This is a genomic window from Serratia sp. PGPR-27 (assembly GCF_022678525.1).
GTDB classification, from domain to species: Bacteria; Pseudomonadota; Gammaproteobacteria; order Enterobacterales; family Enterobacteriaceae; genus Serratia; species Serratia nematodiphila.
Genome location: NZ_JALBYS010000008.1, coordinates 79,329 through 92,571, shown reverse-complemented (window position 1 = coordinate 92,571; position 13,243 = coordinate 79,329). Strand labels below are relative to the sequence as shown.

General features: G+C 48.5%; 16 protein-coding genes. 8 read left to right on the top strand and 8 right to left on the bottom strand.

Features of this window, described 5'->3' with window-relative positions; translation table 11 throughout:
* Window positions 1-187: 187 nt before the first annotated feature.
* From MMS95_RS06805 to MMS95_RS06795, 3 genes are all read left to right on the top strand, one after another.
* Entirely contained in the window at window positions 188-814 is a 627-nt protein-coding gene (locus tag MMS95_RS06805) for a LuxR C-terminal-related transcriptional regulator (protein ID WP_015377442.1), read from the top strand.
* Between the two features lie 122 nt (window positions 815-936).
* Window positions 937-1,053, top strand: a complete 117-nt coding sequence (locus MMS95_RS06800) for a DUF2770 family protein (protein WP_004927822.1) — start codon at window positions 937-939, stop codon at window positions 1,051-1,053.
* 3 nt (window positions 1,054-1,056) lie between these two features.
* The gene (locus tag MMS95_RS06795) at window positions 1,057-2,076 is read left to right on the top strand and encodes a zinc-dependent alcohol dehydrogenase family protein (protein ID WP_172574628.1); all 1,020 of its coding nucleotides are present in this window, start codon (window positions 1,057-1,059) and stop codon (window positions 2,074-2,076) included.
* Between the two features lie 805 nt (window positions 2,077-2,881).
* On the opposite strand, the gene MMS95_RS06790 is transcribed toward MMS95_RS06795, so the two are convergent.
* On the bottom strand, window positions 2,882-3,145 hold the full coding sequence (locus MMS95_RS06790) for a hypothetical protein (protein ID WP_172574626.1): 264 nt from the start codon (window positions 3,143-3,145) through the stop codon (window positions 2,882-2,884).
* A complete protein-coding gene (locus tag MMS95_RS06785) occupies window positions 3,129-3,656 on the bottom strand; it encodes a DUF2778 domain-containing protein (RefSeq protein ID WP_172574625.1) in 528 nt (175 codons plus the stop codon). The genes MMS95_RS06790 and MMS95_RS06785 overlap by 17 nt, the downstream gene beginning before the upstream one ends.
* Window positions 3,657-3,826: 170 nt before the next feature.
* Between MMS95_RS06785 and MMS95_RS06780 the strand changes: the two genes are divergently transcribed.
* Both MMS95_RS06780 and MMS95_RS06775 read left to right on the top strand, forming a co-directional pair.
* Complete coding sequence (locus MMS95_RS06780; RefSeq protein ID WP_172574624.1) at window positions 3,827-4,432, top strand: hypothetical protein; 606 nt, start codon at window positions 3,827-3,829, stop codon at window positions 4,430-4,432.
* A gap of 4 nt (window positions 4,433-4,436) precedes the next feature.
* The gene (locus MMS95_RS06775; protein WP_242141507.1) at window positions 4,437-5,297 is read left to right on the top strand and encodes a hypothetical protein; all 861 of its coding nucleotides are present in this window, start codon (window positions 4,437-4,439) and stop codon (window positions 5,295-5,297) included.
* Window positions 5,298-5,302: 5 nt separating this feature from the next.
* Here the strand turns inward: MMS95_RS06775 and MMS95_RS06770 are convergent, their stop codons facing one another.
* From MMS95_RS06770 to MMS95_RS06755, 4 genes are all read right to left on the bottom strand, one after another.
* Window positions 5,303-6,031: an HNH endonuclease gene (locus MMS95_RS06770; RefSeq protein ID WP_172574622.1), complete on the bottom strand. Its 729-nt coding sequence runs from the start codon at window positions 6,029-6,031 to the stop codon at window positions 5,303-5,305.
* A complete protein-coding gene (locus tag MMS95_RS06765) occupies window positions 6,028-6,339 on the bottom strand; it encodes a hypothetical protein (protein ID WP_172574621.1) in 312 nt (103 codons plus the stop codon). The genes MMS95_RS06770 and MMS95_RS06765 overlap by 4 nt, the downstream gene beginning before the upstream one ends.
* Window positions 6,340-6,364: 25 nt before the next feature.
* The gene (locus tag MMS95_RS06760) at window positions 6,365-7,081 is read right to left on the bottom strand and encodes a hypothetical protein (RefSeq protein WP_172574620.1); all 717 of its coding nucleotides are present in this window, start codon (window positions 7,079-7,081) and stop codon (window positions 6,365-6,367) included.
* A gap of 866 nt (window positions 7,082-7,947) precedes the next feature.
* Window positions 7,948-9,006: an AI-2E family transporter gene (locus tag MMS95_RS06755; protein WP_021504908.1), complete on the bottom strand. Its 1,059-nt coding sequence runs from the start codon at window positions 9,004-9,006 to the stop codon at window positions 7,948-7,950.
* A 442-nt stretch (window positions 9,007-9,448) separates the two neighbouring features.
* Between MMS95_RS06755 and MMS95_RS06750 the strand changes: the two genes are divergently transcribed.
* On the top strand, window positions 9,449-10,003 hold the full coding sequence (locus MMS95_RS06750; RefSeq protein WP_004927830.1) for a cytochrome b: 555 nt from the start codon (window positions 9,449-9,451) through the stop codon (window positions 10,001-10,003).
* A 23-nt stretch (window positions 10,004-10,026) separates the two neighbouring features.
* Window positions 10,027-10,605, top strand: a complete 579-nt coding sequence (locus MMS95_RS06745) for a YceI family protein (protein WP_015377429.1) — start codon at window positions 10,027-10,029, stop codon at window positions 10,603-10,605.
* A 43-nt stretch (window positions 10,606-10,648) separates the two neighbouring features.
* On the opposite strand, the gene MMS95_RS06740 is transcribed toward MMS95_RS06745, so the two are convergent.
* On the bottom strand, window positions 10,649-11,716 hold the full coding sequence (locus MMS95_RS06740; protein ID WP_015377428.1) for a rhodanese-related sulfurtransferase: 1,068 nt from the start codon (window positions 11,714-11,716) through the stop codon (window positions 10,649-10,651).
* 118 nt (window positions 11,717-11,834) lie between these two features.
* On the bottom strand, window positions 11,835-11,993 hold the full coding sequence (locus MMS95_RS06735; RefSeq protein WP_015377427.1) for a hypothetical protein: 159 nt from the start codon (window positions 11,991-11,993) through the stop codon (window positions 11,835-11,837).
* Between the two features lie 261 nt (window positions 11,994-12,254).
* On the opposite strand from MMS95_RS06735, the gene MMS95_RS06730 reads away from it, so the two are divergent.
* Window positions 12,255-13,175, top strand: a complete 921-nt coding sequence (locus tag MMS95_RS06730; protein ID WP_015377426.1) for a Kdo(2)-lipid IV(A) acyltransferase — start codon at window positions 12,255-12,257, stop codon at window positions 13,173-13,175.
* The last annotated feature ends 68 nt before the right edge of the window (window positions 13,176-13,243 follow it).

Below are 13,243 nucleotides of genomic sequence, written 5' to 3'. Positions count from 1 at the left end.
CGCGCCCTGGACAGCGAAATCTGCCGGTTACAATTTATTAACCTGCTAACTCTTTTAAATACCAAGTAAAAATTCTGATAACGGAAATTTCTTGCATTCAGCATTTGAATTTCCGAATTGAACACTTGCAGTGTAAGTCCTATTTTACAGAAGATATGCTCCATCGGCTTTCAACAAGGACGTCACCATGAAACTACTTGTCGTGGACGAATGCTGCTTCACCCGGGTCGGTATAGCCAGCTACTTTGCTGATAGTGGGATTACGACGATCAAGTGCTGCCACAGCATTGAATACGCTACGCCGCTGTTGGCCAGCTTTCAGCCGAGCCACATTCTGGTGAACCTCAGCAACCAATGCCGCTATAACGAAGCGGACGCACAGCTGCAGGCATTTATGGAAGCCAGCCAGTCCGCCTTGCTGTTTATCTATCTCGATACACCTTATCCTTACAGCGAAGCGCCAATGCGCATTGCCGATAATGCCTTTCTGTTCAATAAAAGCATTCTGCCGCTCACCTTACGCACGCTGCGCGAAAATCCGCTGGCGCTGGCCGATGACGGCGAAGAGCGTTCCCTGTTCAGCCCGCAAGAACTGACGGTAATGAAATATTGGATGGCGGAGATGCCGAACTACCGCATCGCGAAAAAGCTGCAGATCAGCTCGCATACGGTGTACGTGCACAAGCGTCACATCACGGAGAAGATCAACGCGCGCAACCGGCTGGAGTTCTACTCGCTGTATAACGTGCTGCGCTATTTCTATCCACCGAGCACGCCAACCAATTCGACGCCGCTGGCGCTGCTGGCGGTATAACATCAAGCCTGCGATAACGCAGGCTTTTTTATCGCCGCTCTTCCAGCACTCACGCGCGGCGCGCTGTAAAAGACGCCGAGAAAAGGACTATAATCAAGGGTCCTTCTCTTCAGGCGGCTGAAATGTTAAACCGAATACTGGCGGCTATCGTCAACAATGTGCGGGAGCACCTGGTGCTTTACCTTTGTCTGTGGCTGGTGCTGCTGGCGTTGGATGTCTATTTCTTCTTCGTCATGTAAGCCATGCCGCCGTTATTTCCCCGATTGAGCTTCAGCCGCTTCGGCGATCCCACCCAGGTGCTGGAATTGCAGCAGATGAGCAGACCGCTGCTGCGCCCCGGGCAGCGGTTATTGCAGATGCGCTATGCCCCGATCAACCCTTCCGATCTGATCCCGATCCACGGCCAATACGCGCACCGCACCGCCCTGCCGCAGGTGCCGGGATATGAAGGCGTAGGCATCATCGTCAATCCGCAGAATGGGCATTCAACGGGCCGACGCGCGCTGGCGGTAGCGGGTAACGGCAGTTGGCAAACCTTCGTCACGCTGCCTGAGGATCGGGTGATCTGGGTGCCGGACGACATCGACGACGCTGGCGCAGCGCAAATCTATATCAACCCGCTCACCTGCTGGGTGCTGTTGACGCAATGGCTGCCGCTCAACGCCGGCGACGTACTGCTGCTCAACGGCGGCGGCTCCGCTGTCAGCCTGCTGCTGGCGCAGCTGACGGCGCTGCGCGGCATTCGTCTGGCGGTCGTGGTGCGCAACGCCGCTCATCGCCAGGCTTTACTGGCCGCCGGCGCCTGGCGCGTTATCGAAGCGCCGCAGCTGGTGGAAATGACGAATTTTGGCGCCCGTGCGGCCATCGACTGCATCGGTGGAGAAGACGGATTGCAATTGGCGCGGGCGGTGCGCTCCGGCGGCGATTTTGTGGCGCTGGGCCTGCTGAGCGGCCGCCAGGTAGACTGGCGGCGCGTGGTGGACGAGTTAAAGCTGCGCGCTTCGCTGTTCCACCTGCGCAAATGGAACGCACAGGCGGCGCCGGCGCAATGGCAGATGGCGTTTTATCAGTTGTTCCAGCTGCTGCGGCGCGGCCAGCTGGCGCTGCGCCCACCCGCCGCGATTTATCCTTTGCATCAGTACGCAGCGGCGCTGCAGCATGCCGCACAACCCGGCGTGAGCGGAAAAATCTTCCTCACTCCGGCAGCATCGGAGACGATTGCGATGGATGAACCATTATTCAATGGGGCTTCCAATAAATAAAATCTAATGGAGGAAAAGGTAATTTTTCCGGTAATACTAATTTATTAGTCCTGAGATACCCTTTTATTAGGGCACCGGACATTATTAAGCTATCAATCTCTACGCTTTGAGATAAGACGCATCGTTACCCAAGAAATAACGATCGACAATAAAATGAGCATGACAATTAGAGAGTCAAACGATGAACTCATTAAACCTAGTGGGTTTGAGATCTTCGCCACCTTTAAGTACGTATCCTCTGATAGACGCCTGAAAACCACTTCAGCCAGTACGACAAAGTAGATCAGAGTCAATACGATATATGCAATTGCTCTCTTCATTGGTCATCCTTGCATTATTTTCTGTTCAATATATGAACGCCTAATGTATTCCACATCAAAGGAAATGATAACGCATGTCCTATCTCAAGTTAAAGATGCAGGCAGACCGAGCCATTGCTCTAAGCATTGAGAGAACCTTTGTACAGTATTGACGGTGTGAATTAAATCGCGTGGTGAGACGTGCAGGTGGTTGGCTTGTCCGGGAGTACTAATACATTACTTTGGGTGACGCCCTTTATTAGTACACCGGACCTTATTATGCTATCAGAAAGGCTCTTACTTTTGCAATTCGTTGTTCAATGTCATCATAAACATCACCGGGGGCTAAAATATTTTTTACTACCGTTGGGTAGTTCTCCCCTCTAACAACTACGCCCTCAAATGAAAATATAACGTTGCATTCACTTAGTTCATTTTTAATTGCGTTCACAAACTCATCTGTTTTTGTTTAGTACGACTTGGGTGTATTGATAAACGAATAGTAGTCATAGTCTTAATACCTTCTTGATGATATTTACCAGTACTGAAAGAATCCAAGCAATGATCAGAACAGCAAAGATACTTACGGCAAGTGAAACGTTGTCTGTTCCCCATTCGGTTACATTATCTACCCATCCAAACCCTTCCGATGACATGAGATGATATGACCAATCGGCAAGAGTTCCCACTATGTACCCTACTGGATGTACAAAGCGAATGATCAGTACTGCCAGTACAACATATACAATGATTTTAATTGCATTTTTCAAAACGGGATATCCCTCTTACGTCTACACGTCCGTATGCAAGTAGCCCATTTCTAGACCCAGGCACACGCGATTGCTTTGTGTTTATTAAACGGCTGCGGACTGTTTGAAAGTCTGGCACACTGAAGAAAGTGATACACCCCCACGATTCACCTGAACCATTTGGCCGTAGTGGATGCAAACGAAAGCCACCACGTTGTACGCCATTAACGAACACGTGATCACTCATAGTCTCTGAGTTGAACAATCCAAGCCATTCATTGTGATTTGTGCCGTTGATCAGATCGCCGCCAAAGTTCTTGATCGTGTTTCCAATACTCGACGGTGGCCTATCAACAATGTAGTACTGCCCTACGGGAATAGCCCCATAATCGGGGATAGCTGTACAGTTCGGGTTGTTGATGTAGCGTTCTCGCCCACTGAACACCTTGAAGGTTCCTAGACCATATACATGTAGAGTTGCCTTACCACTCATCAAGGCTAAGTCATCGTACTCCATTCGCATGATCTGCATTACATATCCTTATGATTAGTACAGTTTATGCACTCTAGCATCTTTTCATGAAGTGGTGTAACAGTTATCATGATTCTGTACATCATGTACCAGTGATTGCCGACACTGACAGAAAGCCCCCTAACTGTTTCTTCTCCTTGGTTATGGGGCTTTTCTTTGAGGATATAAAGGTGAAATGGACAAATAGAATTATTATCGGGCTAGTTATATCACTACTACTTGCAGTACTGTTACTACTAATTTCTATACTCTGTGGGTTTGATACGAAAATGATTACTGATTGGATAAGCTCTTTAAGTACTGCCGGTACTTTATTCGTAGCCTATATGGCTTATAAGAAAGCTCCTGATTGGTTTGAGTCAAAGCATAATGAAGTACGTTTTGAGTATGCAATGAAGGTAATAGAACAATTTGAGAATACCTACCTTCAGTTAGATAGAGTTTTTTCACTTTCTGAGGCTGCGGAATCAAATGATTCTATGATTGAGAAATATGAAACCTCCTATCATCAAATTCTTTCTGATATACTGAAATCACGAAAATTATTGGCTTGCTGTTCAAGATACAAAATTGAACCTAATCAAGTATTATCCAATCAGACATTATCAATGTTAAACTTTATTTCGACTTTACGTAGTCCTTATAACGTCAACCTAACAGAACCAAAACCAATCAAAGATAAACTTGATGATTTTTCCCACTTAAAAAATAAGTGTGAAGATGTTTCAAATCTTCAAATTGAAGTACTTTTCAAGTTTCTTGATAAAAAGAAGTAGTATCATGAAAATGAAATTAGCAAATAGAATTATTATTGGACTAGTTATAGTACTACTCACTCTTGTAGTACTGCTGTTGATCAGTACTCTCTACTACAGCACGGATAAGAAAATGGAACTAGGTTCATTAACAGATTGGATTAGTGCGGGTGCCAATATACTCATGGCTTTGGTTGCTTTTGGTGGTTATAGAATCGCCAAAGATTATTTTTCTGATATGGTTAAAAAGGATGGATACGAAATAACAAAGAAAATCAATCTTGAATTACTACCGCAATTAGAGAAAACCTTAAACCTCTCTGTCATAAACATATTAGACACTGATATCAAAAATTATATTTCCGGAAAAAATGGTGTATTCCAAAATGAAGACGAAGAAAGCAATCTAAAAGAAACCTTGAGTCAAGATCTAGACAATTTAAAACACAAACTAAAAGAAAATAGAAAAATAACTCGTGAAGTCGAAGGATTAATTGACAGTCTTGAGGCATATGGCTGGAGTATGCTCCCGGGAAAAAAACAGGAATATGATAACTTTGCATCTATCAACAAGGTTTTATTCTCTAAAATATCTAATATAGCAAATGTTTTATCAGAAATTTTATCTAGAACCCCCCCAGAATTTTATCCAAACGATAACGACCCGTTATTTAAAGATTTCAACCCATTATCAAAAAACAGCCCCTTTGCTGCGATGGATATTCACCTTCTATGTGAAATTCTAATAAGAGATAAAAACTATCTATATGGGAGTTCAGATGTACCAGAAGAAACACCTTATGATAAATCTATTTCTACGTTTAAGAAGTACTTCCGAAATGGGAAGTACTTAAAAAATTATTTCGAGTACAGCCCAAAGAAATAGCTGTATCAGGACTTGATTAGTAATCTTAGTGCTTCAATACTAAGTACTTCATCACCTCTATGCACCATAGCATGACAGTTGGGACATAGGGGTATTAGATGTTCTTCTGGATCCAGTTCATAATTCGCACCAAGAGTATGTATCGGTTTTATATGGTGTACGTGGATGAAGCCCTTTCCGTGTTCACCATAGACCTTCTCAAAATTGAAACCACAACCTTTGCACGTAGTACCATGACGAACAATGCAAGCCTGTCGTGCTCTTGGATCACGTTCATAGGCATTCACGGTTATACGCTTCTTCGCACCTTCAATGTAGTTATCTTGTGTGTTCAAATCATCAGGATATGGGTTTGCGTCATAATATGCGTACCACGTTTCTCCCTCTTTCCGCAGATATCTCTTTTTCAGCTCAGGAGTAAAACCTTCGATTACTGATACATTCGGGTTGTCTTCTCTTTCTGAATGTACCATATCAAAAGTATAAAGTTGATAACCCTGTTCTATTAGTTTTATATGATCTAGTGCTTGAGTATAACCGGGTTGCCGTCTATATTTTCCATTTGTCAGTACTGTTTCCCATCTCTCACGTAGTATTACTGATCTTTCCTGTTCACTCTCTACATCCCAAGCACCAAAGATTACTATTTTTTTATCGTGATTAACGAATGACCAACTCCATGTCCAGTTATTACATGTTGCACCATTACTGATTATGAATTGTTTTCTGTTCATTTAGTCTTCTCACATTTCAAATCAAAACTATCTAACCCATCTGGACTAGAGTACAAATTCCCGTAATAATAACCATCTTTTTCAGGATGGTTAACTACATTGATTTCTGAGTAGTACTTATGTTTTTCATCAGTTGCATACTTGAAAATTTCATAAGAAGTAGGTACTTGTTCAATACTCATACGGGTATAGTACGATTCATCCGTTCGCCACTTACCACCACGTATATCAGTGCAGACGAAGTTAGGTATGGTTGCTGCGTGAAGTACTGGAGAGATCATCACCAGTCCAAAAAGTATTCTTCTCACTCTCACTCTCTGACAAAAAAGAACATTACTCAGCTTTTATATCGCTCGTGGTTGATTGTACTTTACATTTCGCTTTCAAAACGTCTCGAACAAAATAATTTTCCGGTACTGGAGTTAACATACCATCTGGAATATCAACTATATATGTTGCCATAACCCCATTGCTTTGACACTTTTTCATTATGTACTTGTCATTGTATTGAGCTATGATTACACGTCCATCCTTATCCTGATATAACCCATTAGGGGCGAAACCATAGTAGTAATTTCCTAATGAGAAACATATAAGCCACGAATAAAAAACAGCTTTTAAAAGCCATTGTCCTTGCACGCTTCCCTCATCAGCTTTATTGAGTTCTCTTATTGAATCGGCAATGGAAAACAATGAATAGTAAATTATAACACAAAAAACAAAGACAGAAGAAACCTCATGTAGGTTTCTATTCTTAAGATACATCAATACGGAAAGTATCACCAGACTAACAAGTACAAGAAAAGTATTCCAAATAGCACCTTGTGATGATTTAATTGCTGCCTTTATAATAAAGAAAGCAACCAGCAAAGCCATTAATGACTTTATCAGTACTGAAAACAAACTCGATGAATCCACACTTATATAACTAAATGGGTAGCCATAAAAAACTGCCTCCCCCATCCTAAAGAAGAAATAGCATGAGTACGCAAAAATGGTTATTTTAGTAATATCTGCTATATTTTTTATTCCATTCCAATTTAATCCCATAGCTAACTCACCCTTCTTTTATTAATCTTTATACTAGTTTTTTGGAGTTCTTAATTTTGTACTCTTTTTATTATTGTAACTTCAATTTTATAGACCTTATTGTAGATCGGTTCGACGACAGTACGTGCTGTTATTCGCAACTTCTCTTTATCGCGGATGTTTGTTCTTACCGAAAAGAATAGAGCAATACATGCACAATAAATGATAGCGCACTAAAACTAATAGTAAGTAAATCCTTATACTCCGCTGCGAAGCCCGCCATTTTTTAGTCCTTTGTTTCTATTTTACAGTACTCTATCATATCTCAATTATACCCTTCCACCATCAAGGACTAACTCGGCCATTGGACTTCCCGACTCACTAACGAGGGCGACGACTTACCTTTCTACTAACTGGCTTTTCAGTAGTTACTTTGAGTAGTTTTATTTAAGGGTTTTAACAGCCCGATCCCTAAACAAACGAAGTGCGTTAGCTACTAACGAGGCAGTTATTTTGAGGTGGTTATTATTTTTTGTCGACGAAGCAAGACTCAAAAACTCGGCGTTCTTTTCGACTGAAAGGAGGAAAAACGCAAGTTTAATCCCTATTAATTTTTTCTTAGTTAAGCGAGGTACGAGCTTGACTACGACAAGTTTACTTGGCGATTATTTATTATAAAAACTCGAGTGAAGAATAATATCAATATAAGGTCGCAAGATGTAAATCAACACTACATATAGTGCATAACCCCTTGATGTACCTGCTATACATTATTGAGCCAGCCTGACCTCAGATACAACCATCAGATAAAAGCATTAAGTCACCATTGGGTGGCCTATTCAGAACGCCTTAACAACACGCGCCCCAACGTGGCAATAAAACTCGCCTCACTCCGGCGCCGCCGGAGGCTGGCGCGGCGGGCGGCCGTCCCCCAGGATAACCGCCAGCCGATAGCCGCCCTCGGTGGTCTCCAGCGCGATGCGCGCCACGATCGTCAGCGGCACCGACAGCAACATGCCCACCGGGCCGAGCAGCCAGCCCCAGAAGATCAGCGACAGGAACACCACCAGCGTCGACAGCCCCAGCCCGCGCCCCATCACCCGCGGTTCGAGGATATTGCCGATCACCATGTTGACAGCGATAAAGCCGCCCGCCACCACCAGCGCATCACCCAGCCCGTTGAACAACAGCGCCTGAATCAGCGGCGGAATGGCGGCCAACACCGAGCCGATATTGGGAATATAGTTGAGCAGAAACGCCAGCAGCCCCCAGATAAAGGCAAAACGCACGCCGACCGCCGCCAGGAAGATCCAGACGATCACCCCGGTGGCCAGGCTGATGATGGTTTTAATCACCAGATAGCGCGTCACGCCGTCCAGCGCCCGCCGCATCGCGGCGAGCCCCTCGTTCGGCTTATCCAGCGCCTGCTGCAGCTTGTAAGGCAGCAGCTGCACTTCGAACAGCATAAACACCACGGTCATCAGCAGCAGGAAGACGTTGGTCATGGCGCCAGACAGGTGCCCCAGCATGCGGGTGACCAGATTCATCGCCGCGCTGGGATCGACATACTGCAGCATCGCTTCGCTGGAGAGGCTGATATTGAAGCGATCGGCGTAATGCTGCAGCTCGCGCAGCTTCTCGATCATCATGCCGCGGTACTGCGGCAGCGAGCGGGCGAATTCGTTCAGCGAAGCACCCAGCATGCCGATAAACAGCATCACGACCACGATCACCGCCGTCAGCAGCAGCGTCACCCCGACGATACGCGGCACCCGCTTGCGTTCCAGCATCGCCACCAGCGGGTTCAACACCATAGCGAGAAATACCGCCAGCAAAAACGGCACCACGATGTCGGCGGCGGCTTTCACCCCGGCCAAAATGATCACCAACATCGCCAGCAGGACGGCCAGACGCAGGCTGCTGTCGGTCACGCGGGTTCGGCCCATGACGTTTCCTTGTTATTTCACTGGGTTAACCGGCCTCATGGGGCCGTCTCTTGGCGCTAATGGTAGCAAAATCCGCCGCTGCACCGCAGGGGATTTAGCGAAACCGTTCGACAACGTTAATCTTTCCGCCCTGCTCTGCGCCGCAAAAAATAGGCATAACCTTTGCCAACAAATAATCTCACCGGGCAACTCACGCGAGGTTTACGTAAAATGACAAAAGCTGACATTAATAGATAATAAGCCTAATTTTCAACAACTAGCACAATCACCGGGCGAGAGAAACAATATCATCTTCAACGATTTATCTGAAGGTTCACGAACATCTCAAACAAATTCACTGACTAATATTTCTAAGAAGTAACATAGTTAAATTTATTATTGATTTTATGTTTCCTAAAGTTTAATTATTGCAGCCAGCCAATCGGTAATCGAAGGAAACAGGATGCTCTGGAAAAATACCGCCGATCGTTTCGGCCATGTGTCAGTGTTGATCCACTGGCTGGTGGCGCTGACGGTGTACGGCATGTTCGCGCTCGGCCTGTGGATGGTCACGCTGGGCTATTACGACGTCTGGTACCACCAGGCGCCGGAGATCCACAAAAGCATCGGCACGCTGCTGTTCATCGTGATGGTGATCCGCGTGATCTGGCGCTTTGTCTCGCCGCCACCCAAGCCGCTGGCCAGCTATGGCCGCCTCACTCGCGTCAGCGCCATCCTCGCGCATCTGGCGCTGTACGCCGTGCTGTTCGGCATTCTGATCAGCGGCTATCTGATCTCCACCGCCGACGGCCAACCGATCAGCGTATTCGGCTGGTTCGACGTGCCCGCCACCGTGACCGGCATGGCGGAACAGGCCGACACCGCCGGCGCCATACACCTTTACCTGGCCTGGGCCGTGGTAGTGCTCTCGGTACTGCACGGGCTGGCCGCGCTTAAACATCACTTTATCGATCGTGATGTCACTTTGAAACGGATGCTGGGTAGCAGCGCCGATTAACCTTTGGATTTATGGAGATTGCTATGTTGAAAAAGACCGTATTGGGCCTGACCGCAGGCGCCCTGCTGCTGAGCGCCGGTTCCGCACTGGCGGCGGACTACAAGATCGACAAACAGGGCCAGCACGCCTTTATCGAGTTCCGCATCCAGCATCTGGGCTACAGCTGGCTGTACGGCAGCTTTAAAGACTTCGACGGTGGCTTCACCTTCGACGAAAAAGATCCTTCGAAGGACAAGGTCAACGTGACCATCAATACCGCCAGCGTCGACACCAACCATGCCGAGCGCGACAAGCACCTGCGCAGCGCCGAATTCCTCAACGTGGAGAAGAACAAGCAGGCCAAGTTTGAATCCACCGAAGTGAAGAAAAACGGCGACGGTTATGCGGTGGTCGGCAACCTGACGCTGAACGGCGTCACCAAACCGGTTACGCTGGACGCCAAACTGATTGGCCAGGGCAACGATCCGTGGGGCGGCTACCGCGCCGGCTTTGAAGCCAACGGCAAGATCAAGCTGAAAGATTTCGGCATCACCACCGATCTGGGCCCGGCGTCGCAAGACGTTGAGCTGATCATCTCCGTAGAAGGCGTGCGCGAGAAATAAAAAAAAGCCCGGCTTGGCGGCCGGGCTTCTCATTTCCTCAGGCTCAGCGGGCTGGGCCTTCTTCTTCCGGTGCCGGAATGTGCATCGTGGTCTGCAGCAAGCCTTTCGACTTATTGAAGATCTTGACGCCATTTTCACGGCCGGCACGGCGCGCGCGCTGCTCTTCGCGCGGCAGCTTCAGCTCTTCGCGGCAAATCTCGCTGCAGCATCCTTCAAACTTGGCGGCGCAGCTCGGGCACTGAATGAACAGCAGATGGCAGCCGTCGTTCTTGCAGTTGGTATGAGTGTCGCACGGCGCTCCGCACTGGTGGCAGTTGGCGATCACATCGTCGGAGATGCGCTCGCCCATGCGCTCATCGAACACGAAGTTTTTGCCGATAAACTTCAGCGGCAACCCCTGTTCTTTCGCTTTGCGGGTGTATTCGATGATCCCGCCTTCCACGTGGTAGATGTTTTTAAAACCGTTGTGCAGCATATAGGCGCTGGCTTTTTCACAGCGAATGCCGCCGGTACAGTACATGACGATATTCTTGTCTTTGCTGTCCTGCAGCATCTCCACCGCCATCGGCAACTGATCGCGGAAGGTATCCGACGGCACCTCGATGGCGTTTTCGAAGTGGCCGACTTCGTACTCATAGTGGTTGCGCATATCGACAAATACCGTATTCGGATCGTCGATCATCTGATTGACGCGCTCGGCCTGCAGATACTCGCCGACGTTGCTCGGATCGAAACTTTCGTCATCGATGCCGTCGGCCACGATACGCTCACGCACCTTGAGGCGCAGCACCCAGAAGGATTTGCCGTCGTCTTCGAGCGCGATATTCAGGCGTACCTGATCCAGCGCCGGGTGCGAGGCGAACAGCGCGGCTTTGAACGCGTCGAAGTTATGCTGAGGCACGCTGATCTGCGCGTTGATGCCCTCTTTCGCCACGTAGATGCGGCCAAACACCTTCAGTTTTTCAAACTGAACGTACAGGCTGTCGCGAAACGCCTTGGGATCGTCGATGGAGAAGTATTTGTAAAAAGAAACTGTGGTGCGCGGCTCGGTTTCCGCCAGCATGCGCGCCTTCAGTTCCTCATTAGAAATTCGGTTATGTAACACTGGCATGGTGTACTTTCCTGTCTTTCGGGAGGTGACTGATTACCGCGCGCAGCCAGCAGGCCCACGCGCGGCGCACATCATACCCGAAAAACCACCGCCGCGCAGCCCTGGCGCAGCGCCCCGTTCAGCGCCCGCCGCCTTCGGTAAACGCGGAGGCCACCATACCGAGCGCCATCATTACGCCGGCAAGCGCCAATATCGCGTTCATCTGCAGATGTGCGCCGACGCTGCCGACCGCCGCACCCAACACCAGCAGCCCCGCACTGATCCATGATGCCAACATATTTACCCTCTAAATAATTACCGACAATAATATCTCCATTATCTTTGGCAGGAAAGATTGTGGAAAAATTCGGCGTTCGATGCATATTTAACGCCCCAAAAGGGATTTTAATGCGTTGTGTTTTCCCGGATCGCCAGAAAAATGCCACAATAGTCGCAAACAAACGGCAGAAACGAACCTTGCCGCCGAGTTCACCCGGCTGCCAGACCGTGCGATGACGCTGTCATTACACTTAAACAACCGTATTCAAACAGAGAACCCATGACTCAAGTTCCTACTTTCAATCGCTCCTTATTGCACCCGCGCTACTGGCTGACCTGGGTCGGCATCGGCTTGCTGTATCTGCTGGTGTTGCTGCCTTACCCCGTCATCTACTGGCTCGGCACCTCGATTGGGCGATTTTCCATGCGCTTTCTCAAGCGGCGCGTCGCTATCGCCCAACGCAACCTCGAGCTCTGTTTTCCCGACATGCCGCAGGCCGAACGCGATGCGCTGGTGGTAAAGAATTTCGAATCGGTCGGCATGGGGCTGTTTGAAACCGGCATGGCGTGGTTCTGGCCCAACTGGCGCATCGAGCGCTGGTTCAAGGTCAGCGGCCTGGAGCATATCCAAAAAGCGCGCGACAACCAGCAGGGCGTGCTGCTGATTGGCCTGCACTTTTTGACGCTGGAGCTGGGCGCGCGCATCTTCGGCATTCACAACCCGGGCATCGGCGTTTACCGCCCGCACGACAACAAGCTGATGGACTGGCTGCAAACCTGGGGACGCATGCGTTCCAACAAGTCGATGCTGGATCGCAAGGACGTCAAAGGCATGATCCGTGCCCTGAAACAGGGCGATATCATCTGGTATGCGCCGGATCACGACTACGGCCCGCGCAGCAGCGTTTTCGTGCCGCTGTTCGCCGTGGACAAAGCCGCCACCACCACCGGCAGCTATGTGCTGGTGCGAATGGGTAAACCGGCGATCATTCCGTTCACCCCGCGTCGCCTGCCGGACGGCAAAGGGTATGAGCTGATCATGCAGCCGGCGGTGGAAAACTTCCCGCTGGATAATGAACTCGACGCCGCCGCCTTCATGAATAAAGTGGTGGAAAAAGAGATCCTGATGGCGCCGGACCAATACATGTGGCTGCATCGCCGCTTCAAGACCCGTCCGGAAGGCGAGCCTTCGCTTTACTGATAAAACCAACCCGCCGCCGGCGGGTTTTTTATTGCGTGCCTCTTGAGAATCGCCGGCGAGGGTGGGAT